Source organism: Sinorhizobium sp. KGO-5 (genome assembly GCF_036245905.1).
Taxonomy (GTDB): domain Bacteria; phylum Pseudomonadota; class Alphaproteobacteria; order Rhizobiales; family Rhizobiaceae; genus Sinorhizobium; species Sinorhizobium meliloti_A.
On the sequence record NZ_BDIZ01000003.1, the window covers coordinates 917,618 to 944,249 of the forward strand.

A 26,632-nucleotide genomic window follows, 5' to 3' on the forward strand; every position below is an offset into this window, starting at 1 on the left:
TTCTTCCCTTAGAGGACTTCCAGGAAAAGTGCGTATCGGCTTTCCGTCCGGAAGTGCGTCGTTCAAACTCTCTAGGCTTCCAGGCCCGCTTTGCGGCTTTCGATCGCCGAGACGATCTGGAAGCCGATGCTGCGGAAGGGTTCGGGGGCGATCAGGCTGGCCGTTCCCATCGCGCCGCTGACCCTTGCCGGATCGCCGGTGCCGAGCATCAGTTCGGCGAGATGCCGGCCGAGCATCGTGCCTTTTGCTATCCCGCTGCCATTACAGCCGCCGGAGGCGAAAAGGCCGTCGTCGAGCTTGCCCCACCACGGCGCGCCATTCATGGTGAACGCCGTCGCGCCGCCCCAGACATATTCCAGGTCCACATGGCCCAAACCCGGCCACCGCCGGACAAAGCGGTCGCGCAACTTCGCGGACGCCTCCTCCACGGGCACTTCGTGCTCGTGGGCATAAAGGGAGCGCACCATGAGACGGTCGCGCCCGATGCGCCGCAAAGTCGTCCCAAGCCGATGAGAGGGCAGGAGACCCCATGCCGGCGACTGGCCGAGATGGCCGAGGTCTGCCTCGGGGACCGGGCACGTCACCGCGGCATAGGTAAAGATCGTGGTCATGCGGAGCTTGAGATAGCCGAAACGCCGGATGAACCCGTTGTTTGCGAGAGCGACGCTTCGCGCGCGCACGACGCCGCCATCGGTCAGGAGCTCCCAGCCCCCACCGTTCCGCTTCAATCGTTGGACCGCCGTATTTTCGTAAAGATCGATGCCGTCCGGCAGGGAGTCGGCAAGGCCGCGAATGAGGGCTGCCGGTTGCAGCAAATAGGTGTCGTTCAGATAAATGCCGAAGCGGTAATAATCCGATCCGATGCGCTCGGCTATTTCGTTCCGCCCCAGCACCGTGTGGCTTATTCCGTTGGCCTTCGCGACTTCGACGACCTGCCTCAGCGAGGCCTCCCCGGCTTCCGTCGCCGCAGCACGGATCGATCCGACTTTCTGCAGCTCGCATTCGATACCGGCATCTGCAATCATGCCTTTGAGCCAGTCGAAGGATTCACTCATCAGAGCCGTTTGACGCCGCGCTTTCTCGGCGCCGGCAAGGGTGGCGGTGCGAGGCAGCACTTCGGACCCGGTGAAACCGGAATTGCGGGCCGAAGATCCTTCTCCGACGGATGATGCCTCGAACACGGCAATGCTTGCCTGCGGATCGAGTTCACGGAGTCGGCGCGCGATCGCCAGGCCGGTGTAGCCGGCACCCACGATGGCATAATCGACGGTAAGGTCGCTCTGCAACGGTGAGCGGGGTGTACGCTTCGGGAGCATTCTATTCCAGCCGCATGGGCTGGAATAGATCGGAAAAATCTCTTTGGACATAATGGGTTCATCACACAATGAATTGGGCTGCGGTTTCCCGCAGCCCGTGGATTGTTATTCCGTGAAATGAGTGAGTTCGGTCACCAGCGGCCCGAGCGACATCGAGCCCTTGAAATCGAAGCCCCAGTCGAGGTTCTTGCGCCGCGCCCACACACCTGCTGTCTCGGTTATCGGAACCCCGCAGACCGCCTCGATGATCAGCCGCTGTGCTTCGTGCCACAGCTCCAGCTGCTTTTCCGGATCGGTTTCGACACGGGCTGCCTCGATCTGCTTGTCGGCCACGTCGCAATGGCTGAAGTTCGTCACCGCAGCGGGCGATCCGATGGCGCTGTTCGAATGGAAGAACTGGCTGAGATAGACATCCGCTACCGGGAAGCGGGCTGCACCGTAGGTCACGAGCGGGCTCAGGTCCTGGCGGATCATCTGGTGCCAGGTGGCGTGCTCGACCGGTTGCAGCTCGAGATTGAAGCCTGCCTCTCGAAGCTGAGCCTGAAGGATCTGGTTCGAGGATTCATAGCTCGGCAGCTGGCTCGAGATCATCTTGACCGTGATGCCGTCCGGATGGCCTGCCTCGGCAAGCAGTGCCTTGGCTTTTTCCGCATCGAAGGTTACCAGGCCGTTGTCCTCGGTGTAGCCGAGATTGTTCGAGGGAATGACCGACTTTCCCACGCGGGTGAATTCGGTTCCGCGATAGGCGGCGACACGGCTCGGATCCACGGCGTAGGCCAAGGCACGACGGACCCGGATGTCGTCGAACGGCGCTTTCTTGGTGTTGATGTGCAGCACGGTCAATTCGGCTGGATCGAAGATGTCCACGGTGGTGCCGTCGACCGCCAGGGTGCGTTTCAGCCAATTCGGGTCGGCAAGCCCTGTGGCCGCGTCGACCTCACCGGCGAGGAACGCCAGATCGCGTGCAGCCGCAGCATTGAGGAAGCGATATGTCACCTTCGTCAATTTCGGCGCGCCGCGGAAATAATCCTTGTGGGCACTGAAATGCACGGCCACGCCGGGCTCGATCGAGTCGAGCTGGAACGGACCGAAACCGACCGGACGGCGCGAGAAGCTCTCCGCCCGTTCTTCGTAGGCCTTCTTGCTGACGATGAAGCCGCCGGCATAGTTCGCCAACGGACCCAGCACGCTCGGAATGGCGTTCTTCAGGGTGATGCGCACGGTATAGGGATCGACTGCCTCGATCTTGTCGAAGGAGGCGTAGTCGGTGGCGAAGGCCGAACGCTCGGGATCCGCTGCCTTCTGCAGGCTGAAGACGACGTCCTCGGCGGTCACTTCACCATAGTTGTGGTGGAACTGGACACCCTTGCGCAGTTTGAAGGTCCAGACCAGCTTGTCGGGGCTGGATTCCCAGCTTTCGGCAAGGTCCGGTTCGATCGAGGCGGGGTCGGTCGTGCCGGGAGCGAAGCGGACCAGGCCGCCGAATATCCAGGCGACCAGGGTGCGGTCAGTGGTGCTCGCCGAATAATGAGGATCGAGATTGCCGATGTCGGCTGCTGCCGCGCCGAGAGTGAGCTCCGTCTTTGCGGCCATTGCCGGCAAGGGAGCGAGCGCGCTGCCAGCCATAATCGCCGCCAGGACCAGAGCCCTCGGGAACTTGAATTGCATCATTGCGCTACCTCCTTGATTAGCATGATGTTGCGTTTGTTCAGATTGTATTGGCGAGGGTTCAGCACGGAGAAAAGCGGCCCAAAGCCATGGTCCAGAATCCCGTCGAGTGCCGGGAGAATGTCGTTCAGCCAGCCGGATTCGACGCTTGCCGCGCCGATCCTGCGGAATTTCTCCTTCACCTGTTCGCGCGACATCGGATTGGCGACGTCGCCGAGCGGGTGGAGGACGGTGGCGGTCTGCGGACCTTCGCCTTGATCGATGATCACGCGGCAGGGCGTGCCCCCGGGGAACGAGCCGGCAAAGTCCTCATGCGCTACCAGCTCGATGCGGCCGGCGAGATCGAGCACTTCCGGATCCTGCAACCGGTCCGGATCGACGGGTTGCAGGGCCGATGGCCCGTACAAGGCAGCCAGAGCGCAGCTGAAGTAGAAGCTGTATTGCCCCGCTTCGAGCGATTTCGGCGTGCGGGCGTTCGAAAGCCTCAGTCCCTGCGGGAACGTCTCGATCCGAAGGCTGCGGATCGCCTTGCCGGGCTGGCGCAATTGGAGAACCGCGTCGATTGCAGCGTGCATGTACCGGCAGCAGGCATAGGGTTTGAGATAACACTGCTGCAGCCACCAGCTTTGCCCGAGGCCGCCGGTCAGGATTTCGCGGTTGAAATGCGAGGGCCTGTCCAGAAGGTCGAGGGGGCCGGTCGCTCCGGCGCGTGCGCGATAGGCGCCGGTCAGCCCCGCCGTCACCGCCGGCGGGATCGCCTCCTTCACGGTGGTTCCCTGATATTTCGAGCTGCCGGTCGGAAAGCTTATGGGCCCCTCGGCGCCGGCAATGGCCATTGCATTTGCAAGCTGTCCGGCGGTCAAGCCGAGCAGTCGTCCGGCAGCAGCGGCAGCTCCGTAGCCCACCCAGCGGCCACTGCTGTAGGTGTCGATGGTCGAGGTGGGACGAGACGACGCCACGCGCAGCGCGACGTCGTAACCGAGTACGATCGCGCTCATGATCTGCTCGTCGCTCGAGCCCGACGCCTGCCCCACGGCCAAGGCCGCGGGGATGACGCCTGCTCCGGCGTGACCGGCGGCACCGCGGTGGCCGTCGTCGATGTCGAGGGCGCTGGCGGCCGCGGCATTGGTCATGGCCGCACCGGCAGGCGAAAGGTTGATGTCGGTCAGCCAGACTGCCGCCGGTCCGGCTCCGTACAGATCGACGGCGGCTTCGCGGGCGGCCGTCGCAAGAGGCGAGTGCAGGCCGGCGGCCGTCGCAGCCATCAGGTCGGCCAAGAGAAGCGACGCGGCTTCACGCGCCTGTCCGCCTATGTCTGCCGCCGGGCAACCGGCGACAAAGGCTGCAAGCTCTTCGATCGTGTGCAAGTCGGTAGTCCTTCTGCGTTGGAGGTCAGGTCGCACTGCGGATGAAGTGCCCTTCGGAGGCCATGGACCAGCGGGGGGCCGGGGCCTGGTATGCGAGAGGCTTGATGGGACTGCGCGGCTGGGTGACGGCCACGCCCTGGGGCGGGCGCCGGCCGCGCTGGTCGGGATGGGTGATCGGGATGGCCGAAAGCAGGCGCCTGGTATATTCGTGGCCCGGCCGGCCGATAACGTCCTCGGTCTTGCCGATCTCGACGATCTCGCCGAAATACATGACCGCCACGCGATCGCAGATCCGTTCTACCGCGGCCATATCGTGGCTGATGAACAGATAGGAGACGCCGAATTCCTTCTGCAGATCGATCATCAGGTCGATGATCTGGCCTTTGATCGCCACATCGAGCGCGGAGACCGCTTCGTCGGCGATGATGAGCTTCGGCGACATCGCCAGTGCGCGCGCGATGCAGATGCGCTGCCGTTGGCCGCCCGAGAATTCGTGCGGCAGGCTCGAGGCGCGCGCAGGGTCGAGGCCGACCCGCTCCATCAGCCATTGCATCTTCTCGAAGGCTTCGGCGCCCCTGGCGAGCCCATGGACCTGCATGGGCTCCATGATCGCAGAGCCGATCGTCTGGCGGGCATCGAGCGACCCGTAGGGATCCTGGAATATCATCTGCACGTCGCGCCGCATACGGGCGAGGCTCTGCGGGTCGTCATAGTCCACGCGCTGCCCGCACACCCGCACATCGCCGGAACCGATCGGTGCGAGGTTTATGACGGCCTTGCCGATCGTCGACTTGCCGGAGCCGGACTCCCCCACCAGACCGAGCGTTTCGCCTTTCGTTATGGCAAGCGATGCACGTTCGACCGCGTGAACCATTCCCGTCAGGCGACCGAAGAATCCACTGCGTACGGGAAAGCGCACGGTGAGGTCGGTAACGTCGAGTACAGGCGTTTCGCCGGTGATCGAGGCCGGCACGCCTTGCACCGGCTGAGCAGGAACGCTGATCTCGCTGAGTTTTCCCACGAGGCTGGGAGCGGCTTCTATCAGGCTGCGGGTATAGGCGTCCTTCGGATTGGAGAAGACCTCATGGACGGTGCCGCTCTCGATTTCGCGTCCCCGGCGCATGACCAGCACATTGTCGGCCAGCTCGGCGACGACGCCCATGTCGTGCGTGATGAACAGAACCGCAGCGCCGGTCTCATGCTGAAGGTCTTTCAGCAGGGCCAGCGTCTGAGCCTGAACCGTCACGTCGAGTGCGGTCGTCGGTTCGTCGGCGATGATCAGCGCGGGATCGCAGGCGAGAGCCATGGCGATCATCACGCGCTGCCGCATTCCGCCGGAGAAGGTGTGCGGGTACTGGTGCATGCGCGCTTCCGGGTCGGGGATACGCACCTTCCGCAGCATCTCCAGTACGGCTTCCCTCAGCGCCGCACCTTTGAGCCCCCTATGGATGCGGATCACCTCGGCGAGCTGGTCGCCCACGCGCTGGACTGGGTTCAGCGACGTCATCGGCTCCTGGAAGATCATGCTGATCCGTCCGCCGCGCACCTGCCGCATTTCCGGTTCGGCCAGTGTCAGGAGGTCACGATCATCAAGCGTGATCGAGCCTCCGGCTCGTGCGACGCGCTCGGGCAGGAGCCGCATGATGGCAAGCGAGGTAACCGATTTTCCGGAGCCGGATTCTCCGACCAGCGCGAGAGTGCTCCCCGCAGCGATGTCGAAGCTGAGATCATGAACAACCGTGGTGCGACCGAAGGAGACGCTGAGATTGCGGACCGAGATGACAGGCTTCTTCTCCATCACGAGGCATCCTTAAGGCGGGGGTCGATGGCATCGCGCAGGCCATCGCCGATCAGGTTGAAGGCAAGGACCAGAAGCAGGATCGCCAAGCTGGGGACGAGTGCGAGATGGAAAGAGCTCAGTATGTTGTCGAACCCGTCGCGCACCATGCCGCCCCAGGTCGGCGTCGGCGGCGCCAGCCCCAGACCGATGAACGCCAAAGACGCTTCGGTGCGCACGGCAGTGGCCATCCACAGCGAGGCCATGACCATCACCTCGGGAAGGATCGCCGGCATGATGTGCCTGAAGAGAATTCTCGGGCCCGAGAACCCCATTGCCTGGCACGCCTGCACATATTCGCGGTCGCGCTGTGTGATGACGCCGGCACGGGCGATGCGTGCGAAAGCGGGCGTTGCCGTGAATGCGATCGCGATGATGATGTTGGTCAGCGTGGCGCCCATCAACGCCACGAGCGCGAGGCCGAGAATGAGCGAGGGAAAAGCCAGCACCACATCCATGATCTGCATGAAGACGATGTCTGTGCGGCCGCCGACATAGCCGGCGATCATGCCGATCAACGTGCCGACGATCAGCGCCGTCAGGATGGCGAAGAACCCGATGGTCAGCGAGTATCGTGCTCCGTAGAGGATCCGCGACCAGATGTCTCGACCGAACTGGTCAGCGCCCAGCCAGAAGTTTGCGCCGGGCTCGGCCAGCTGGTCCATGATGTTCTGACTTGCAGGATCGTGCGTCGCCAGCTGCGGCGCGAAGATCGCGGCCAGGACCAGCGCCAGAACGATGAGCATGCCGATCCAGGTCGATGCGTTCAATTGTGCGGCAAAATCACGAAAGGCGCTTCTGCGGCTGATCGGCCGTGAGGGTGTGATGCTGGCGTCGGTCATTTGTACTGCACCCTCGGATCGAGAAAGCCATAGGTCAGGTCGGTCAGCAGGTTCACGACGACGACCATCAGCGTGTAGATGACGATCATGCCTTGAAGCAGTGTGTAGTCCCGCTGCGTGAGTGCCGTGAGGATCAGCTTGCCCAGGCCGGGGCGCGAAAACACGATCTCAGTCAGAACCGAATTGCCGATCAGAATGCCAAGGTAGAGCCCGACGACCGTGGTGATCGGGATCATGCAGTTTCCGAGAGCATGCCTCCAGATCACGGCGGCGGGGGTGGCACCCTTTGCGCGTGCCGTGCGCACGAAATCCTGATTGAGCACCTCCAGCATCGCCGAGCGGGTCACGCGGGTGATGTAGGCCATCATGATCAGTGCAAGCGCCAGTGTAGGCAGCGCCATTTGCCGAAGCCGGTCGGCTATCGTTTCACCGCTGCCTGCGCTGATGACGGGAAACCAGCGGAACTGGATCGCAAAAACCATCAGCAGTACGATTGCCGCGACAAAGGCCGGAAGCGAAAGGCCGAGCAGTGAAATGAACCGCAGAAGGTAGTCCGGGAGGCGATTGCGCCTTACGGCAGCCCAGACGCCGGCGGGAACGCCCAGCACCACGCCTAGGGCGAGTGCCGCGATAGTCAGCTCCATCGTATAGGGCAGAACTGCGAGGATTTCTTCCGAAACCGGCCGGCCGGTCACCATCGACTTGCCGAGGTCGCCCTGCACCGCTTGCAGGAGAAACTGGCCGTATTGCACGAGGACGGGCTGGTCGAGGCCGAGCCGGGCATGCAGGGCAGCGATGCTGGCCGGACTCGCCTGGTCTCCGAGAATGACGAGAGCCGGGTCCCCCGGCAGAACCCTGACGATCAGAAAAACCAGGGTAAGCACGCTGAACAGGGTCAGGATCGCGAACCCCAGGCGCTTGATCAGAAATGGCAGCATACACTCGCCCTTTGTCAGACCCCGGGCAGGATGGAGGCGCCTGACAAAGCATACCCGGCCGACGCCTGCGCCGACGATCGGGCGCAGGAAACCGGTGAGCGACAGCCTCCTCTCCTGTCCGGAAATCTCCGTTTCCTTGGTGGTCACGATGCTGGCAATCGTCCATCATGTCAAACAAATTCCTTTAATCGAGACGAAAACGCCTATATCGTTCCTATTATAGGAATATAATGAAAGTAACATCATGTCTGGAAGCGTCGCCTCCTCCCTCAACGCCGAGAGGGCACTGGAGATACTGATCGTCCTCGGGGATGCAGGGCCGGACGGCTTGAGTCTGGCCGAAATTGCCCGAAGGACGGGGAGCGCGAAGTCGGCCGCCCACCGCAGTGTCGCCGCGCTGCTGCAGAAAGGCTTTGCCGAGGCGGCGGGGCGCTACGGGCACTACCGGCTGGGCCCGGCCATCCATATGCTCGCCAAACGGCAGGAGCGGCTGGAGTCCCAGATCCAACTGATCCGGCCCGGCATGACCGAATTCGCGCGGCGCACCGGGTTCACTGTCTACCTGATGGTGCAGGCAGGCGTGGATGCCGTTTGCGCCGAAATGGTCAGCCGATCCACGCGCAGGCAGTTCACGATGGGCGTGGGCGCGCGCGTGCCCATGGGCGTTGCCGCGGGAAGCGTGGCCTTGCTTTCGATGCTGCCCGAGGACAATGCGGCACAGATCATCGAAGCGAATTCCGAGCGCTATGCAACGCACCCGGCGCTGCGACACGTCGATGCCGGTGTCGTGACGAAACTGGTAAGCGAGGCGCGCGGTCGCGGCTATGCGGTCAATATGGGCTATTATTTGCCCGGCGAGGGCGGCATCGGCCTACCGGTCCCGCGACGTGGCCAATACGAAGTGAATGTTGCGGTTTCATTTAATGCGCCGCTGGAGCTGATGAACGATGTCTGGATCGCGGAGATAGTAGAGAACCTGCGGGAGTGTCTCGGCGGTACGCTGCTGTAGTCGTGAGCCGCAGGGTACTTTTTCGGTATAGTTCCGTCTTACTTTAAATGAAAAGCCGCAGGCGGCCGTGCTCGCCGGAAGGGCAACCCGTGTCCTTGTGGACGAGACCCCGGGCTGATCCTGTCCGACCCGGGGTCTCGTGAATTCAATGTGTTGCGGTGAGCGCCGCGCCTTCGCTCTTGTCGTGCACGGCGAAGCGGTCGAGCATATGAGCGCTGGCCTCGTTGAGGCCGATCACCTCGACGGTTACGCCGTGGCGGCGATATTTAAGCACCACCTTGTCCAGTGCGCCGACTGCGGTGATGTCCCACAGATGCGCCTCGCCGACGTCGATGACGACCTTTTCCAACGGCTCGGCGAAGTCGAAGGCGCCGATGAAACCCTCGGTCGAGGCGAAGAAAATCTGGCCGTCGACATGGTAGGTGCGTACCGTGCCGCTCTCGTCGAGCATCGAGCGGACATGGAAGAGGCGGGCGACCTTTCCGGCGAAGAACACCCCCGACAGAAGCACCCCGACCAGAACGCCCTTTGCGAGATCATGGGTGCCGACCGTGGTGACGACGGTTGCCAGCATCACGACGGAGGAGGGCAGGGGATTGCGGCGCAGGTCGAGGATGGAGCGCCACGAGAAGGTGCCGACCGAGACCATGATCATGACAGCCACGAGTGCGGCCATCGGAATGATGCGGACGAGGTCGTCGAGGACGAGGATGAGGAAGAGAAGGAAGGCGCCGGCGACAAAGGTCGAGAGCCGCCCGCGCCCGCCGGAGGTGACGTTGATCACCGACTGGCCGATCATGGCGCAGCCGCCCATCCCGCCTATGAGACCGGAGGCGATGTTGCTGGCGCCCTGGCCGATGCATTCCTGGCTCTTGTTGCTCGTCGTGTCCGTCATGTCGTCGACGATCTGAGCGGTCAGAAGGGATTCGAGCAGCCCGACGGCGGCAAGCGCCACGGAATAGGGGAAGATGATCTGCAGCGTTTCGAAGGTGAGCGGCACCTGCGGCAGCGCGAAGATCGGCAGGGTCGACGGCAGTTCGCCGAGATCGCCGACCGTGCGGATGTCCATGCCGGTCCATAGGGCCACCGCGGTCAGAACGGCAATGGCGACGAGCGGCGAGGGAACCGCCCTGGTGACGTAAGGAAACAGGTAAATGATCGCGAGCCCCGCCGCGATCATCGCATAGGTCACGTGCGGCACGCCGATGAGTTCCGGAAGCTGCGCCATGAAGATCAGAATCGCAAGCGCATTGACGAAGCCGGTGATAACCGAACGGGAGACGAAGCGCATCACCCGGCCGAGCTTCAGGAAGCCGGCTGCGATCTGGATGAGCCCCATCAGCAGGGTGGCGGCAAAGAGATATTGGAGGCCGTGATCCCTGACGAGCGTCACCATCAGGACGGCGGTGGCGGCCGTTGCCGCCGAGATCATCCCCGGCCGGCCGCCGGTAAAGGCGGAGACGCAGGCGATGGCGAAGGAGGCGAAGAGGCCGACCTTCGGATCGACGCCGGCGATGACCGAGAAGCCGATGGCCTCCGGGATCAGTGCAAGCGCCACGACGATGCCCGATAGGACGTCGGCGCGGATATTGGAGAACCATTCGCGTTTATAGCTGGCAAGTGTCAGTTTCATGATTTTCTTCGCAAGAGTAGCACACCAGGCCGGCGGGAGGCCGGCTCGTCATGGTTTGATGCTGTTGCGTTGTCTGGCGGATCGGCGGCCAGAAGAGCCACCCGGGGTTTCACCGGGTCCGGGGTGAGTACCGGCTTTATACGGACCGGCTGCTGCCGATGCAATGATGAATTGTGCGCTGCCGCAATTCCGGCGGCAGCGCGATGTTTCGCATCTCAGCCGCTGACGGTGGCGGGCTCGCCGCACACCGTTTCGCGGCGGTCGAGAACGCCGCTCCAAAGCGTGAGCAGGAGCGCGCCCGAAACGAGAATGGCACCGACCCATGGCGTGGCAGCGAGGCCGAGCGGGGAGGCGACCACCAAGCCGCCGAGCCACGCGCCGAGCGCGATACCCAGATTGAAGGCGGCGATGTTCAGCGCCGAGGCGACGTCGACGGCACCGGGCCGGTGCTCCTTGGCAAGCTGAACCACGTAGAGCTGCAGACCCGGTACGTTTGCGAAGGACAGGAAGCCGAGCGCGGCGAGCGTCACGAGCGTCAGCACCGGCGAGATGGCGGTGAACGAGAAGATCACCAGCACCAGCGCCTGCAGCAGGAAGAGCCCGACGAGCGCCTTGACCGGATTGGTGTTGGCGATCCGCCCGCCGGCGATGTTGCCGATGGCAATGGCGACCCCGTAGAGCACGAGGATCAGGCTGACGCTCCGTTCGGAAAAGCCGGTGACCTCTTGCAGGATCGGCGCCAGGAAGGTGAAGGCGACGAAGGTGCCGCCATAGCCGAGCGCGGTCATGGCGAAGACGATGAGCAGACGGCCGGAACCGAGCACCCGCACTTGATCGAGAAGGCTCGCCGGCGCGGCTTTGGTGAGCGTGCCCGGAAGGAGGGCGGCGATGCCGGCAAAGGCGACGACACCGAGCGCCGCAACGCCCCAGAACGTCGCCCGCCACCCGAAGATTTGGCCGATATAGGTGCCGATAGGAACGCCGGTGACGATCGCGACCGTCAATCCCATGAACATCATGGCTATCGCGGAAGCGCGGCGGTTCTCCGGTACGAGATCGGCGGCGATCGTCGAGCCGACCGAGAAGAAGACGCCGTGGGCGAAGGCCGAAAGCACCCGTGCGACGAGCAGCACTTCATAGTTCGGTGAGAGCGCCGCGGCCGTGTTCCCGGCAATGAAGAGCGCCATCAGCCCGAGAAGCAGCGGCTTGCGTTCGATCCGCCCGGTCAGCGCCGTCAGGACCGGCGCGCCGAAGGTGACGCCGAGCGCGTAGACGCTGACGATGAGGCCGGCAAGCGGCAGCGTAATTGCGAGGTCGGTGGCGACCGTCGGCAGCAGACCGACGATCACGAATTCGGTGGTTCCGATCGCATAGGCCGCGATCGTCAATGCGAAGATGGCCAAAGGCATGGCAAATCCTTTCCGCCCGCCATTCGCGGTCGCGAAGCGGGACTCGAAGACGTTGGCGATGGTTGACGTTTCGCAGTGCAATATGCTGCAGCCGACCGGCCGCGAGAAGCACCTCGCCAGTCGCAATGCCTGTGAATGAAATTCACGAATGGTTGCCGGTTTTCCCCGAAGTGACTCTCGTTGCTGTCAAACGGTGCGACGAGGCCGGGCGAAACAGTCGTCCGACCTGCCGGCCGCTTTCCCTGCAGGCGGTGCGAGGGGAAAAGCGGCCAGCGGACGAGGCCTGGATGAGGTCCCGGGAACCATGGCCTACTGGTTGGCCGTGGCGTAGTCCTGCATGTTCTGCGGCGTCACCAGTTCGAAGGGAACCCAGATCTGCCGTTCGGTCTTCTGGCCGCGCGAAAGGGCGACGGCGGCGTCCATGGCGGCAGCCCCTTGGGCGATCGCATTCTGAAAGACGGTGACGTCCAGATCGCCGGCAGCCATGGCGGCCAGGCCGTCCGGCGTTGCGTCGATGCCCCCTACGACGACCTTGGACATGTCGACGCCCGCCGCCTTCATGGCCTGGATAGCGCCGATGGCCATCTCGTCGTTATTGGCGATCACGGCGTCGAATTCCCGTCCGGTCGAAAGCCAGTTGGTCATGATGTTGGCGGCTTCGAGACGATCCCAATTGGCGCTCTGCTCCTCGATGACGCTCATGCCCTTGCACTCGTCCGTGGCGATCACGTCATGGATGTCCTTCGTTCGGACGAGCGAGGAGTGATTGTTGAGCGGTCCCATGAGGACATAGGCCGCGCCCTTGCCACCGAGCAGCCGGCACACTTCCTTCGTTTCCAGCGTGCCGGAATCGACCTCGTTGGAGCCGACGAAAGCAGCCGTTTCGGGTAGCTTGTCGACATCGGCCGGCGGGTGGTTCGCGTAGACGATCGGGATGGCCGCGTCGCTCGCCATCTTGGTCAGCGCAGGTGTGCTGTCCCCATCGACGGCGATGACGATGATCGCGTCGACGCCGGAGGAGACGAAGTTCTGCACCTGATCGAGCTGCCGGCTCGGATCGTTCTGCGCATCCTCGACCTGGACGGTGATGCCGTCGAGCTTGGCGGCCTGGTCCTGCATGCCGTCGCGCAGGATGGTCAGGAATGCGCTGTCGGAGCGGGCGATGGTGATGCCGATGTTTTCGGCGTTGGCCGCGCTGGCGAAGAGAGCCAGTGCGGCAGCGGACAATATGCGTTTCATGAAAAGTACCTCCCTCGGGCGACTGCGAAGCCGGGAGGAAATGGAATACGAATTCTGAAGAAAATCAAGATGAAATGTACATTTCATTCGGGTGCAATCAACGAGCCGTTCGCCGACCGCCGACCGCTCAGAGGAACGGCTTGCCGCCGGTCACGGCGATCGTCGCACCGGACACGTAGCTCGACATGGGGTCTGCGAGCATGACATAGGCCGAGGCGAGCTCCACGGGCTGCCCCGGACGCTTCATCGGCACCTGCTTGCCGAAATTCGTGACCGTATCCTCGGGCATGGTGGAGGGAATAAGCGGCGTCCAGATCGGTCCCGGAGCCACGACGTTCACCCTTATTCCCCGGTCGGCCAGCATCTGAGCGAGACCGGCACTGAAATTGTGAATCGCGCCCTTGGTGGTCGCATAGGCAAGCAGGATCGGATTGGGAGCATCGGCATTGATGGAGGCGGTGTTGATGATGGCGCTGCCCTTCTTCATGTGCGGCACCGCTGCCTTGGTCAGGTAGAACATCGCGTGCATGTTGACGCGGAACGTCAGCTCCCATTCCTCGTCGCTGATGTCTTCGATGTTCTTGAAGGTCGCCTGATGGGCCGCATTGTTGACGAGGATATCGATGCCGCCGAGCTCCCGAACGGCCGTTTCGACGATCCTGCGGCAATGGTCGGACGACTGGATGTCGCCGGCGGCAAGCACGGCCTTGCGGCCTGCTTCCTCCACCAAAGCCTTGGTGGCCATCGCGTCGTCATGCTCGCTCAGATAGCTGATGAGAACGTCCGCACCCTCGCGCGCATAGGCGACCGCCACGGCCCTGCCGATGCCGCTGTCCCCGCCGGTGATGATGGCTCTCTTGTCCTTCAGGCGTCCGGAACCCTGGTAGGAGTTTTCCCCGTGATCGGGCAGCGGCTGCATCCGATCGGTGGTGCCGGGCATTTCCTGGGTTTGGCGGGGAAAGGGAGGGTGCGGAAATTTTTCCATGGTCACGAACTCCTTCGCAAGGCTCCTTCTGGAATGGCGATCGGCATCGCTGCGCTGCCTCCGGCGAGTACGCGGCCCTAACTCGGGCAGACTGGCTTTGTTCCGGGCCATGGCGGCCTTGAGAGGACCGCCGATGGAACTTCGCCTACGGCTTCACGTTGCCCTCCTGACCCGATGAAACAGCAGGAGAGTAAGATGGAGAGAGCCAAGCGCCCATCCGCGGCCCCCCTTGATGTGAAGACCGTGCAACCGCCTGTCGAGAATGACAGCGACCTGCGCCCGGAGGCCGACAAACCCCCGATCGAACCGGACGAGATCCCGAATGCCAAGGCCGCGCGGGAGGCGGCGCGTTTGAAGAGGGATGAATACATCGTCAAGTCCGACCTGGAGGATGCCGACCAGCGCAATCCCCTGCCCGACATGAAAGACCAGGAATGAGTGCGATCCGGATGCATAGTGGTCGGTTCGCCTTGCAGCTTGATGGAGAATGACGATGAAAACGCCAAAGGAAGGTGCGCCCGGCACCACCGAGCAGTCGCCGCGGTGGGAAGGACCGAAGGAGACGCGCCCAAGAGGATATCTCCCCGCCAAGGATGATCCGGAACGCGATCGGGACGCCGTCGGCGAGAACCTGAAGGATCCGCATCGCGGCAAGGTTTCGGACGCCGGCAAGACGAAGCGTTAACGGGCGGAACATCTTCGCTCCCTCGCGGTTCCACAGGCGGCGGGGGCATGCTTGTAATGTGGTTTCGGCCGGCCTGCGGACGGCAGATGGAGGAGCGATATGTTGAATTCTCTCGAAGATGCAGTGGTCGTCATCACCGGGGCGTCGTCGGGGGTTGGACAGGCCACCGCCGAGGCCTTTGCCCGGCGCGGGTCGAAGCTGGTGCTTGCGGCGCGCGATGCGGCCGCGCTTCACGAGGTCGCCAGAACCTGCCGTAAACTCGGAGCGGAGGTTCTCGTGGCCCCGACCGACGTGACGGACCCCGATGCGGTCAAGGACCTGGCCAGGAAGGCGATGAGCTTCGGCAAGATAGATGTCTGGTTCAGCAATGTCGGCGTCGGCGCCGTCGGCCGCTTCGAGGAAACGCCGATCGAAGCGCATGAACAGGTCATTCGCACCAACCTGATTGGCCATCTCAACGACGCGCATGCGGCGATCCCGATCTTCCGCAAACAGGGGCATGGCATTTTCATCAATATGATCTCGCTCGGCGGCTTCGCCTCTGCACCCTTTGCCGCGGCCTACAGCGCCAGCAAATTCGGCCTGAGGGGCTTTTCGGAAGCGCTGCGGGCGGAGCTTGCGGACGAGCGCGACATTCACATCTGCGACGTCTATCCGACCTTCATGGACACACCCGGGATCGGGCACGGCGCCAATTACACCGGTCGCAGGCTGAGCGTTCCTCCGCCGGTCTACAATGCGCGCCGCGCTGCCCGGGCGATCGTGCGCCTGGCGGAGCGCCCCCGCAATTCGCTGACCGTCGGCCTCGTCGCCGACCTAACGCGGTTCGCGCATTTCGTCGCGCCGAACATGACCCCGCGGCTCATGGCGAAGCTGACATCGCGCTATCTGAGCCGCGCGCCGCGCGTGGCGAGGACCCATGGCAATCTGTTCAGGGCACCGGCCGAGCCCGGGGGCATAGACGGCGGGCTGCGCTCCTCCCGCCGCGTCCCGATCGCCGCGACGGCTGTCTGCGTGCTCGGCATTGCAGTTGCCGCTCTGGTCCTAGGCGGTCCGCGTTCTCCTTCCGCCCGGGGGCGGTGAACGGCGCGAAAACTCTGGCTGATTCGCATCTCGTTGACTTTTGGTCCGATCGCAGTGAAGATCGCAATATACTAAAATAAATTTTCACTCTCGTGAGTGCGCGGATTTGGAGTTGCGCATGGCGACCACGCAATCGAGCCAAAACACGGCGACGGGCGCTCACGGTCCCGCCAAGGAACTTGCCGGCCTGGCGCGCGAATGGCTTTTGCGCACCGATCCCGAACGCCTGATTTGCCTGGGTCGCGTGATCACGGCCGCTTTCGCAATTCTGGCGATCTATCTCGACCCCACTCGGCCGAACTCGATGCTCTATGAATCGCGCGTCGTTCTCTGCCTCTACCTTCTGCTTTCGGTAGCCTTGGTCATCTTTCCGCTGCGGTACTCGTTCATCAGCCCGGTGCACCTCCTGATCCACGGTATCGACGCGGCGGTCGTCGGCTGGCTGACGTTCCTGACGAACGAACTGGCGAGCCCGTTCTTCTCGATCCTCCCCTTCGTTATCCTCGCTATGACGATGCGCTGGGGGCTGAAGGGAGCCGCGCTTGGAGCCCTGGTTGCTCTCTTCGTTCAGCTCGTGGTGGGCCTTCCCGATCTTCTCGACGGCGAGACCGGACTCAACCTGCTCATCATGCGCTCTATCTATTTCGTTCTCATCGCGTCGACGCTCGGCTATTTCGGAGCCTACAGGGAGCGAAGCCGCCAGCGCCTGGCGCACCTAGCGCAGTGGCCGCAGGGTGCGATCGGGGAGGACCGGGTCTCGTGGTTGAGCATTCTGCTGGAGCACGCTTCCGGCGTTCTCGGCGACGCACACCTGCTCGTCATCTGGCGCGAGCAGGAATTCGAATCCGGATGCGCCGCATACTGGACCAGCGGAACGCTCCAACTCGCCGACCTCAAGGAGCCCGAATTCTGGCGGCGGCACGATCCCGATCGCTACGACGGGCGCTACTCGAAGAACGGTGAGACCCTGAGCGGACTTTTCGCTGACCTGCCCCAGATTCACGCAAGCTCCGATCAATCTGATTGCAAGGTATTTTCCGCCGCTTTTTCGAGCCTGCGCTATCGTGGCGCAGTTTTCGTCATCAGCTTCGGCAGTGCAGCCGACGACACCAAGGACCTGACCCGGATCATGGCCACGCGGGTCGGGGCGGAACTGGAACGCGTCGCCCTCATCCAGGCCGCCCGCGCCGAAGGACGCATGCGCCTTGCCCGGGACCTGCATGACAGCGTGCTCCAGAACCTCACCGCTGCCCGTCTCAAACTGAAACTGATCGGCGAAGGGGTCCCGGAGGGCGCAAAGGCACAGCTGACGGAGGTGGGTTCGCTCATCCTGGAGCAGCAGCAATGCGTACGCAAGTTCGTAGACCAGAACCGGCCGGGAGAGGAGGGGAACCTTGCCCTGCTCGAGCAGGAACTGCCGGAGTTTCTCGGCCTTTTGAGAGCGCAATGGAATTGTGCGATCGAGGTTTCGCTCGGTCCTGCGGAACTGATGGTCCCCAAGTGGATGCTTTACGAGATCATGCAGCTGATTTCCGAGGCCGCCGCCAACGCGGTTCGCCACGGGCGAGCCACTGAGTTGCGGATAGCTTTCGCCAAGACCGCGGAGCGCTTGAACCTGGAGATCACCGACAACGGCACTGGAATGCCGGATAAACTCCAATTCAATCTTAAGGAACCCTTCTCGCTGTCGCAGCGGGTCGCAGAGCTTGGCGGCAAGCTGGCGGTTTGCCGGAATGCGCCGGGCCTCGGTCTCCAGATCACCCTGCCGCTGAAGCTGGAGTTCAAATGATGCATTCAGTGCTGCTCGTGGACGATCACCCGCTGCTCCTGCGAGGGCTTCAGGACATTATCGCCGCGGCGCCGGACTTCAGGATCGTCGGGGCAACGGCAAGCGGCGTCGAAGCGGTTTCACTCATATCCCGCCTTCAGCCCGATATCGCGGTCCTCGACGTGGCCATGCCCGGCATGGGCGGATTGGAAATTCTGCGGGCCATCCGTGGCACCCGTCGTCTGACGCGGGTCATTTTTCTGACCGCGACGATCAGCGGCCCGCAGGTCGCCGAAGCGCTGAAGATGGGGCTTTCCGGTCTTCTCCTGAAGGAATATGCCCCCGAAGCGCTGCTGGACTGCATGCGGCAAGTCGCCATGGGCGGGAAGTGGCTGCCGGCCGATTTGATGGCAAAAACGTCTCAAGTAAGCGACGACGCGACGCTGGAGAGGTTCAGTCTGCTTACGCCGCGCGAACGCGAAATCGCAGCGCTGATCTGCGGCGGTCTCTCCAACCGCATGATCGCGGGGAGACTCGGAACCTCCGAAGGTACGGTGGGCATCCACCTGCACAACATCTTCCGCAAATTAGACATCAGCAATCGCGCCACGCTTGCTGCGCTTCATGTGCAGTACACCAATCCCTTGAGATCTTGAGCCGCTCGGAGTCGAAAAAAACGGAGGCATTTGAGCCTCCGAGCTGGCATGGAGCTTGTTACGCGTCGGTGTAGATCAACCGCCGCTATCCTGTTTTCCTTTGTCGCCCTTCTTGTGGCCGATATCGCGGCTGTCTGCAAAGGCCTTGTCGGAAGATCCGTCGAATACAGTGATCGATATAAGCGGGAGCAACAGCAGGAAGGATACTCCCAGCGCGCATACGGAAACAATTCTCCTACGTGTAAGCATAGGTAGCCCCTTTCCTATAAAAGGTGATATTTTTCCGAGGTTTTTGTCGTGTCGTCCGTGAGTGTCCAGACGCCACTGAACGCATAGTCACACCAAATCATTGATTCCGAAATATAGTGAAACTTATATGCTTCGTTTTCCGGGGCTACGCCCTGCTGCAGAGTTCCCGATCGGCGGCCGCTTTCTAGAGCTGCAGCTACACCTAGAGTGGGATAAGGAAAAGTCTTTGCGGTCTTCCGCCGGTAGCCCGCGTCTCAGCCTGTCGGAGTCCGTCACGTTCATAATTTTCGGTAGGCGCAACCTTAAATCATCGAGATCCAGGGGCCTTGTCCATGCTCCCGGTTCCCCCTGCACTATATGGTTCTTTATATTCCCAACCGCAGCCGGCGGTGCAATTATCCCGTACTATTGTCTTGCCTAGAAGGCGGCATGCCAGAAAAGGAGCCGTGGAAATCACGGTGTTCACGGTCGAGGCCCCAAGTTCAGCACGTAATCGATATTGATCTAGACGGGTAAGACGGGCGACGAGCCGCACATATTTCTCAGCCCGCGCCGGTACCAAATGAATGATCGCGCGAGCCGCTTGCACTCAGGGGACGCGCAACATCACCAATGCCCGGCTTTTACGTCAGCAATTCTCCAAGCGTCGGGCGCAATATCCAGGCCCCCGACGGGAGATTTTTAGGGAGGAATTCCCATGGCAGTCATTAACGGCACAGCCGGAAACAATGTCCTTATCGGCACTGATCTAGACGACGTGATTAGCGGGTTCGGCGGTGACGATTTCATTCAGGGACTTGGAGGCGCCGACGTGATCAACGGCGGCGCGGGCGTCGACACGGTCGACTACAGCGAAAAGACGACTTCAGTCGTAGTCACCCTGACCGGTGCGACCGCCGCGACGGTCTTCGTCAATGGCGTGGCCGAGGACACTCTCAGCAATATCGAGAACGTTTACGGGGGCTCCGGCAACGACACTATTACGGGCGACGCCCAAAACAACCTGTTCCGAGGCGGCGGCGGAAACGACGTCCTCGACGGAGGCGCCGGGAACGATACGGCCGACTATACCGATAAGACCCAGTCCGTCGTTGTCACTCTGACGGGGGCGACACCCGCCACCGTCTTCGTGAACGGCCTCGCCGAGGATACGATCAGCAACTTCGAAAACGTCTATGGCGGCTCAGGCAACGACGTGCTGACCGGTGACGACCGAAGCAATATCCTGCGCGGCGAAGCAGGCGACGACATTCTCAACGGCGGTGCCGACGACGACTCGCTGTCCGGCGGCGCCGGCAACGACACGGCCGACGGTGGCACCGGGATCGATACCTTCGATCTCCGCGAAAAGACCTCTTCAGTCGTCGTACAGCTCAACGGCGCGAACGCGGCTACGGTCTTCGTCGGTGGCGTCGCGGAGGACACGATTCGCAATGTCGAGAACATCGTCGGCGGGACCGTGGACGACACGCTCACCGGCGATGCGGCGGCGAACAAGCTCTCGGGTGCGCGCGGCAACGACTGGTTCAAGGGAGGAGGCGGCGCAGACACCCTTGACGGCGGCGAAGACAGCGACACCGCTGACTACAGCGACAAGGCGGCGGCGATCGCCGTGTCGCTGAATGGCGGCAACCCTGTTACTGTAACGGTTGGCGGCGTTGCCGAGGATCTGATCGCGAAGATCGAGAACATCGTCGGCGGCTCGGGTGCCGACACGATCATCGGCGATGCAGCCGCCAATACGTTTCGCGGAGGCCTCGGTGCCGACGTGCTGGACGGCGGAGCCGGCAGCGACACCGCAGACTTCAGCGATAAGACGCAATCCGTCGTGCTGGCCCTCAATGGGGCGACCGATGCCGTTGCAACGGTCGGCGGGACGGCCGAGGATACGGTTCGCAACATCGAGAACATCAACGGCGGATCCGGCAACGACCAGCTTACCGGTGACGCCGCCGCGAATACGTTCCGCGGCGGCCTAGGCGCCGACCTTCAGGACGGAGGTGCCGGCAGCGACACGGCCGACTACAGTGACAAGACGGCGTCGCTCGTCGTGACACTGGCCGGATCGAACCCGGCGACGGTCTTCGTCGGCGGCGTCGCGGAGGATACTCTGCGCAACATCGAGAACGTCATCGGCGGCTCGGGCGATGACGTGTTCGCGGGCGACGCGTTCCAAAACGTCTTCGACGGCGGGGCGGGCACCGACACTGTCGACTATTCGGCTTCAGCCAAGGGGATAGCGGTGACGCTCAACGGCGCTAACGACGCCAAGGTGATCGTTGGCAACGCTGCGGAGGACATGCTGCGCAATATCGAGAATGTCACAGGCAGCGCCGTCGCGGACGTGCTGACCGGCGACTCCCAGGCCAACGTCCTCCTGGGCGGCGGCGGCGGCGACATTCTCAAGGGCGGTGGTGGACAGGATACGATCGACGGCGGCGCGGGGTCCGATACGGCCGACTTCAGCGACAAGACGGTAGGTGTCGTCCTGACGCTGGCGGGCGCAGCCGATGCTATTGCGACGGTCGGCGGCGTTGCCGAGGATACGATTCGCAATATCGAGAACATCTTCAGCGGTGCCGGTGCCGACGTGCTGACGGGCGACGCCGGCAACAATACGATACGTGGCGGTGCGGGTGCCGACAGTCTGGACGGCGGCGGCGGGGCAGATACGGCCGATTACCGGGACAAGACGCAATCGGTCGTCGTGACCCTTGACGGCGCCAACCCTGTGACCGTCAAGGTGGGCGGCGTGATCGAAGATACGATCCGCAACGTCGAGAACATCGCGGGCGGCTCGGCCGCCGATACGCTCACCGGAGACAGTCTGGCCAATGTCCTTATCGGCAATGACGGCGCCGATACGCTGAAAGGGGGCCTCGGCAACGACGTGCTGGACGGAGGCAACGGTATCGATACCGCGGATTATCTCGAGAAGACCGACGCGATCACTGTTAAGCTGAACGGCGCGACGAACGCGACCGTCCTCGTCGGCGGAGTCGCCGAAGACATTATCCGCGGTGTGGAGAATGTTCTCTCGGGTTCCGGTGACGACACGCTTGTCGGCGACGCCGCAAGCAATATCTTCCGGGGAGCTCTCGGCGTCGATTTCATAGACGGCGGCGCAGGCGTGGATACTGCGGATTACCGGGAGAAGACGGCGTCGGTCGACGTGACCCTCTTCGGCGCCAGCGATAGCTTCGTCTTCGTCGGCGGCGTCGCGGAAGACACGATCCGCGATATCGAGAATGTGTTCGGCGGCAGGGGCAACGATACGCTCACGGGCGATGGCTTCGCCAACACCCTCAACGGCAATGACGGCAAGGACGTCCTTACGGGCGGAGGCGGAGCGGACATTCTCGACGGCGGGGCGGCTTCCGATACCGCGAGCTACCGCGACAAGAGCGCATCCGTCTCCGTCGCACTCAACGGCTCCAGCTATACGACCGTCACGGTCGGGGGCGTGGCTGAGGACACGATCCGCAACATCGAGAACATCTGGGGCGGGACCGGCGATGACAGCCTGAGCGGCGACGCGAACGCGAACCTTCTTTCGGGCGGCGGCGGAAGCGACACCCTCTTCGGTGGTGCGGGTGCGGACATTTTCCAGTTCGACTTCGCTCTCGGCGCTGGGAATGTCGACACGGTCGTGGATTTCACCGCCGGAGACAGGCTTTTCCTGTCGAAGAGTGTCTTCACCACGCTGAGTGGCGGGACGCTGGCGGCGACGCAGTTCTACGCGGCGGCCGGTGCAACCGATGCGCAGAACGTGAACCAGAAAATCATCTACGACACGACGAGCGGTGCGCTCTACTACGACGCCGATGGCAGCCTTTCCGGTCATGCGGCCGTGCAGTTCGCCGTGCTTTCGACGCAGCCGGGCCTGACCGCGGGCGATTTCGTGCTCGTCGCGTGAGCGCCCCGGTTCCAGGGGAACACCCGCCCGGGCTCCGTGTTTGGAGGAAATGAAAGGACGAGCAGCGCCCGTCCTTTTCTTTTTCTTCCAGCGATCGAAAAGGAGCTCCGACGTGAAAGCCCTGACATGGCACGGCAAAGGCGATATCCGTTGCGAGAGCGTCCCCGATCCGAAGATCGAGGATGACCGCGACGCCGTCATCAAGGTCACCGCCTGTGCGATTTGCGGATCGGACGTCCATATTTTTCACGGCCTCATTCCATCCATGGAGAATGGCGACATCCTCGGCCATGAAACCATGGGCGAGGTCGTGGAAGTCGGCAAGGGCGCGGCCGGCCTGCAGGTCGGCGACCGGGTGGTCGTTCCATTCACCATCGCCTGCGGCGATTGCTTCTTCTGCCGGAAGGGCTTTTATTCCGCCTGCGAGCGAACCAATCCCGACCGGGAAAAGGCGGCGAAGCTCTGGGGCAATTCGCCCGCGGGCCTCTTTGGTTACTCCCATCTTCTCGGTGGCTATAGCGGCGGACAAGCGGAGTATCTGCGCGTGCCGCACGCCGATGTCGGGCCGATCAAGGTTCCCGACGAACTCACGGACGAGCAGGCGCTCTTCCTCTCCGATATTTTCCCCACCGGGTACATGGCGGCGGAGTTCTGCAACATCGAGCCCGGGCAGACGATTGCGATCTGGGGCTGCGGCCCAGTCGGGCAGATGGCGATCCGGTCGGCCTTTCTGCTCGGCGCCGAACGGGTCATCGCCATCGATACGATCGCGGAGCGCCTGAGGCTTGCGGAGTCCGCCGGCGCCATGACCCTCGACTACATGGCGGAGGATATCTATGACCGAATCATGGAGATCACCCACGGCCGGGGCGCCGATGCCTGCATCGACGCCGTGGGAACGGAGGCGGACAGCCGCGCAAGCCTGGATTCGCTCGTCGACCGCGTGAAGGTGGCGACCTTCATGGGAACGGACCGGCCGCATGTATTGCGGCAGGCAATCCATTGCTGCAGGAATTTCGGCACGGTCTCCGTCGTCGGCGTTTATGGCGGCTATCTCGACAAGGTACCGCTCGGTTCGGCGATCAACCGCGGCCTGACGCTTCGGATGGCCCAGACCCCCGTTCAGCGTTATCTGCCTTTGCTCCTGGACCGCATCCGGAAGGGCGAGATCGATCCGTCCTTCGTGGTGACCCACCGCGGCGCGCTCGACGACGGCCCCGAACTCTACAAGACCTTCGCCGAAAGAAAGGATGGCTGCATCAAAGTCGTCCTGAGGCCGTGACAGGACTCCTTGAAGCTGCGCGCTTCCGGACGAAAACCGCTACACGTTTATCCTGAAAATGTCCGAAAGGCCTCAGAGTTCGAGCATGGCGTAAGGCCTGCCCGTCGGTTTCTCCACATGGGCGGCGACGTTGAAGACGGGGGCGCCGCCGGGCGTCTGCCCCTGATAGGCGCCCTTGTGCGCATGGCCGTGAACGACGGCGCTCACCTTGAAGCGGTCGATCGTCTCCGCGAGCCGCGACGACCCGAGAAACGGATAGATTTCCTTCGGTTCTCCGGCAACGGTTTCAGGGATCGGCGCGTAATGCAGAACGACGAGCGCGCGCTCCGCCCTGGTAGCCCTCAAGGCGTTCTCCAGCCGAATGGCCTCGTCGACGCTGGTTCCGACCATGGTCTTTATCGCCGCTTCGCCAAAGGCGCCCAGCATATACCGGCCGAAGCCGCCGATGAACCCCTTGGTTCCGCAGAAGCCGACGCCTGAAATTTCGACGCTCTGACCGTCGAGAAGATGCACACCCGCCCTGACGAGGATCGACGAAACCTCCTCCACGGCATCGCATTGATGATCATGGTTTCCGAGCACGGCGACGACCGGGATCGTGCAGGACTTCAGATCGGCGGCGAGAAGCTCCGCCTCCGCAGGCTTGCCGAGATCCGTCAGATCGCCGGCAATCACGAGCACGTCCGCCGCGCGCGAGATTTCCGCAAAGAGGTCGGTATAGGAGACCGATCGGTCCTCCTTCACATGCAGGTCCGCCACGGCGGCCACCTTCAACTTGCTCATGACTCCGTATCCTCAGTTTCTGCGCTGACGTCGGCGTCGCCTCCGACATCGGCGAAACCCCATTCCTTCACATCGATTTCGTAGTCGGGGCGCGAGTACATCCGGCCGCGACAGATCTTCGTCAGGGGCAGTGGGAGGTCTCTTTGCGTCGCCAGCCTGCTCAACAGCTCGTCCATCAGCCAGAGCGGGACCTTGTCGCGTTCGGAGGGATAGATCCACCGGAAGTTCAGGAGGTGGATGAGCAGGACCTCCCAGTGCGCTTCCATGTATCCGAGCAATCTTGCCCAATCGATTCGATCATGTGCCTTCAGGATCAGGTGCGCGACGTCGGCGCCGTCGTAGCGGTGGCGAAGCTGGATGAAGGCCTTTGACCAGACGAGTTCCGTCGGCGCGACGATCGCACAGGTGGAGGCACCGATCTCTGTCAACAGAGCATTGGCGAACCAGGCGTCGGTGACCATCATGGTTCCGTTCGGCGAGGAGAAGATGACGTCGAAGAAGGATTTCCCCTTGAAGACCTTGCCCAGCCATCGATCGTCCTCGATTTCGACGGCGTATCCGAGCGACTTGAAATGATTGAGGATGCGGGTGTAATCGCCGGGCTTGCAGAAGACGTCGAGATCCTTGGTCGGCCTCGAAATCCCGGTATGGGCGCTGACGGCGAAGGTGCCCGCGATCAGGAACGGAATTTGCGACCGGCCCAGCTCGGCAATCGCCTCGGCAACGAATGCTTCGGCCTCCTCGTCGACGAGACGCGGCAGCGCGAGCGGCTCGGACGGGTGTTCCGATGGGGAGCGCGGGGGCATTGACGTCATGCTGGTCATCCAAGTGAACGAGACTTCCCTGACAACACGCCAGTCTTTCGGAAGTTCCGCTTGCCCCAAGGTGTGGGATTGCGTCCCCTCGCGCCCCCGCACCTTGGGTCCGCCATTTTATCCGGGAAGCACCAAGGCGCGAACGTGATGGAACCGCCAGCCACGTCATGGCGTTTGTCTGGCAGCTACCGCATGAGCGCCCGGAGCCATAGCAAAGGGCGGAAACATTAGGTAAAACAAAGCGCTACAGCGACTGCGCGCGTCTATTGACGCGCCGCTGAGGGAGGAGCATATGCCTGTCATCAGTCCCAACATCCATACCCAGCAAAACAGCCGGGAGCTTGAGTGTCAGCGCGCAATGGAGGACGAGTTCCTGGTCTTTACCGCGCTGGCCGAGGAAGCGGGCTGGTCATGGCAGGAAATCGCGCTCGCCATGTTGGAGTTGACCGAACAATATGTTGCAGCCATGCGGCCGAGTTCGGCGATGGAGGCAAGATCAATGTTGCGCAGTCACTCCAAGAGCTTGCACTGACCGCAGCAGTATTGTGTTCGCCCGAGGCGTTTCGCTGTTTCATCGAAGCAGTGAAACGCCTTTTAATTGAGACTGCGCATTCCGGACGGCTGTGAGACGGAGTGCTACAGCGACCTCCGAAGACGCGCGGCGCTGCAGGAACTTTTCGGAGGACTGCAACCTCTCCTCATCCTCATCTCTGTGCTCGTCACAGAGATGAAAGCAGCGCCGCGTCTGCGGCGCGGGAAGCGTTCTTTCAGCCCAAGGACTTGGTCTGACTGGATTCCTGTGACAAGCACAGGAATGAGGGACCGGGATGGGCGGCTACTACAACATTCGCTTGCGAATATGCGAGGGATGGTCAACCTGTGACGCAATGAAACGCGGCGAGGGCCGCACCCTCTGTGCTTGTTGTTTAGCCCGGGGAGATAGCTGACACCTGTTCGGATAGATCACTGACGGATTGCTTGGTTGTCAAGTCGATGGCTGCGATGCGGAGGGCAGCGAAGAAGACGCCGTATCGCCCGTCCGTGTCGAGCGGGCGAATGGCGATGCGTTCGCCGCAGAAGGCCTTTGGGACTTTCCACTTGCGGCCTTTGAAGCTGACATAGGCCTTGGTGCTGGGGACGGTGCGGACGACC

General features: G+C 62.6%; 21 protein-coding genes, 1 pseudogene and 1 other annotated feature. Of the genes and pseudogenes, 9 read left to right on the forward strand and 13 right to left on the reverse strand.

Features of this window, described 5'->3' with window-relative positions:
* Window positions 1-71: 71 nt before the first annotated feature.
* The 6 genes from BHD07_RS18280 to BHD07_RS18305 all read right to left on the reverse strand — a co-directional run bounded on the left by BHD07_RS18280 (window position 72) and on the right by BHD07_RS18305 (window position 7,968).
* Window positions 72-1,316 (reverse strand): NAD(P)/FAD-dependent oxidoreductase, encoded by a 1,245-nt coding sequence (locus BHD07_RS18280; protein WP_338282252.1) that lies wholly within the window; start codon window positions 1,314-1,316, stop codon window positions 72-74.
* A gap of 105 nt (window positions 1,317-1,421) precedes the next feature.
* On the reverse strand, window positions 1,422-2,987 hold the full coding sequence (locus BHD07_RS18285; RefSeq protein WP_338282254.1) for an ABC transporter substrate-binding protein: 1,566 nt from the start codon (window positions 2,985-2,987) through the stop codon (window positions 1,422-1,424).
* The gene (locus tag BHD07_RS18290; RefSeq protein WP_338282256.1) at window positions 2,984-4,351 is read right to left on the reverse strand and encodes an MmgE/PrpD family protein; all 1,368 of its coding nucleotides are present in this window, start codon (window positions 4,349-4,351) and stop codon (window positions 2,984-2,986) included. The genes BHD07_RS18285 and BHD07_RS18290 overlap by 4 nt, the downstream gene beginning before the upstream one ends.
* Before the next feature lie 25 nt (window positions 4,352-4,376).
* Window positions 4,377-6,149: an ABC transporter ATP-binding protein gene (locus BHD07_RS18295; protein ID WP_338282258.1), complete on the reverse strand. Its 1,773-nt coding sequence runs from the start codon at window positions 6,147-6,149 to the stop codon at window positions 4,377-4,379.
* The gene (locus tag BHD07_RS18300; RefSeq protein ID WP_338282260.1) at window positions 6,149-7,030 is read right to left on the reverse strand and encodes an ABC transporter permease; all 882 of its coding nucleotides are present in this window, start codon (window positions 7,028-7,030) and stop codon (window positions 6,149-6,151) included. The genes BHD07_RS18295 and BHD07_RS18300 overlap by 1 nt, the downstream gene beginning before the upstream one ends.
* Window positions 7,027-7,968 (reverse strand): ABC transporter permease, encoded by a 942-nt coding sequence (locus BHD07_RS18305; protein ID WP_026168699.1) that lies wholly within the window; start codon window positions 7,966-7,968, stop codon window positions 7,027-7,029. Before BHD07_RS18305 ends, BHD07_RS18300 begins: the two co-directional genes overlap by 4 nt.
* 244 nt (window positions 7,969-8,212) lie before the next feature.
* On the opposite strand from BHD07_RS18305, the gene BHD07_RS18310 reads away from it, so the two are divergent.
* The gene (locus BHD07_RS18310) at window positions 8,213-8,977 is read left to right on the forward strand and encodes an IclR family transcriptional regulator (RefSeq protein WP_338282262.1); all 765 of its coding nucleotides are present in this window, start codon (window positions 8,213-8,215) and stop codon (window positions 8,975-8,977) included.
* Between the two features lie 145 nt (window positions 8,978-9,122).
* Here BHD07_RS18310 and BHD07_RS18315 read toward each other — a convergent pair whose 3' ends face one another.
* The 4 genes from BHD07_RS18315 to BHD07_RS18330 all read right to left on the reverse strand — a co-directional run bounded on the left by BHD07_RS18315 (window position 9,123) and on the right by BHD07_RS18330 (window position 14,243).
* Entirely contained in the window at window positions 9,123-10,610 is a 1,488-nt protein-coding gene (locus tag BHD07_RS18315; protein WP_100670946.1) for a SulP family inorganic anion transporter, read from the reverse strand.
* Between the two features lie 67 nt (window positions 10,611-10,677).
* Window positions 10,678-10,733 (reverse strand) — a sequence feature (sul1 is cis-regulatory element that is thought to sense ions involved in sulfur or methionine metabolism; They are found in Alphaproteobacteria).
* Between the two features lie 92 nt (window positions 10,734-10,825).
* Window positions 10,826-12,019: an MFS transporter gene (locus BHD07_RS18320; protein WP_338282265.1), complete on the reverse strand. Its 1,194-nt coding sequence runs from the start codon at window positions 12,017-12,019 to the stop codon at window positions 10,826-10,828.
* A gap of 309 nt (window positions 12,020-12,328) precedes the next feature.
* Window positions 12,329-13,258 carry a substrate-binding domain-containing protein gene (locus BHD07_RS18325; protein ID WP_338282267.1) on the reverse strand — a complete coding sequence of 310 codons (930 nt, stop codon included), beginning with the start codon at window positions 13,256-13,258 and terminating at the stop codon, window positions 12,329-12,331.
* Window positions 13,259-13,385: 127 nt separating this feature from the next.
* Entirely contained in the window at window positions 13,386-14,243 is an 858-nt protein-coding gene (locus BHD07_RS18330; RefSeq protein WP_338282269.1) for an SDR family oxidoreductase, read from the reverse strand.
* A gap of 195 nt (window positions 14,244-14,438) precedes the next feature.
* On the opposite strand from BHD07_RS18330, the gene BHD07_RS18335 reads away from it, so the two are divergent.
* The 7 genes from BHD07_RS18335 to BHD07_RS18365 all read left to right on the forward strand — a co-directional run bounded on the left by BHD07_RS18335 (window position 14,439) and on the right by BHD07_RS18365 (window position 23,882).
* Complete coding sequence (locus BHD07_RS18335) at window positions 14,439-14,681, forward strand: hypothetical protein (RefSeq protein WP_102761472.1); 243 nt, start codon at window positions 14,439-14,441, stop codon at window positions 14,679-14,681.
* Between the two features lie 55 nt (window positions 14,682-14,736).
* On the forward strand, window positions 14,737-14,928 hold the full coding sequence (locus BHD07_RS18340) for a hypothetical protein (protein WP_003532118.1): 192 nt from the start codon (window positions 14,737-14,739) through the stop codon (window positions 14,926-14,928).
* A gap of 99 nt (window positions 14,929-15,027) precedes the next feature.
* Window positions 15,028-16,011 (forward strand): SDR family oxidoreductase, encoded by a 984-nt coding sequence (locus BHD07_RS18345; protein ID WP_338282274.1) that lies wholly within the window; start codon window positions 15,028-15,030, stop codon window positions 16,009-16,011.
* A gap of 118 nt (window positions 16,012-16,129) precedes the next feature.
* Window positions 16,130-17,800 carry a sensor histidine kinase gene (locus tag BHD07_RS18350; RefSeq protein WP_338282276.1) on the forward strand — a complete coding sequence of 557 codons (1,671 nt, stop codon included), beginning with the start codon at window positions 16,130-16,132 and terminating at the stop codon, window positions 17,798-17,800.
* Entirely contained in the window at window positions 17,800-18,435 is a 636-nt protein-coding gene (locus tag BHD07_RS18355; protein ID WP_338282328.1) for a response regulator transcription factor, read from the forward strand. The genes BHD07_RS18350 and BHD07_RS18355 overlap by 1 nt, the downstream gene beginning before the upstream one ends.
* A 946-nt stretch (window positions 18,436-19,381) precedes the next feature.
* Window positions 19,382-22,600 carry a beta strand repeat-containing protein gene (locus tag BHD07_RS18360; RefSeq protein WP_338282278.1) on the forward strand — a complete coding sequence of 1,073 codons (3,219 nt, stop codon included), beginning with the start codon at window positions 19,382-19,384 and terminating at the stop codon, window positions 22,598-22,600.
* A 112-nt stretch (window positions 22,601-22,712) separates the two neighbouring features.
* Window positions 22,713-23,882, forward strand: coding sequence for a zinc-dependent alcohol dehydrogenase (locus BHD07_RS18365; RefSeq protein WP_338282280.1), 1,170 nt, complete (start codon window positions 22,713-22,715; stop codon window positions 23,880-23,882).
* Window positions 23,883-23,954: 72 nt separating this feature from the next.
* Here BHD07_RS18365 and BHD07_RS18370 read toward each other — a convergent pair whose 3' ends face one another.
* Window positions 23,955-24,665, reverse strand: coding sequence for a metallophosphoesterase family protein (locus tag BHD07_RS18370; protein ID WP_018095956.1), 711 nt, complete (start codon window positions 24,663-24,665; stop codon window positions 23,955-23,957).
* Complete coding sequence (locus BHD07_RS18375; protein ID WP_100671596.1) at window positions 24,662-25,480, reverse strand: hypothetical protein; 819 nt, start codon at window positions 25,478-25,480, stop codon at window positions 24,662-24,664. Before BHD07_RS18375 ends, BHD07_RS18370 begins: the two co-directional genes overlap by 4 nt.
* 292 nt (window positions 25,481-25,772) lie before the next feature.
* Here BHD07_RS18375 and BHD07_RS18380 point away from each other — a divergent pair, with 292 nt between their 5' ends.
* Entirely contained in the window at window positions 25,773-26,012 is a 240-nt protein-coding gene (locus BHD07_RS18380; RefSeq protein WP_100670924.1) for a hypothetical protein, read from the forward strand.
* 394 nt (window positions 26,013-26,406) lie between these two features.
* Here the strand turns inward: BHD07_RS18380 and BHD07_RS18385 are convergent.
* A pseudogene (locus BHD07_RS18385) lies at window positions 26,407-26,632 on the reverse strand (IS481-like element ISRm20 family transposase); the annotation flags it as partial.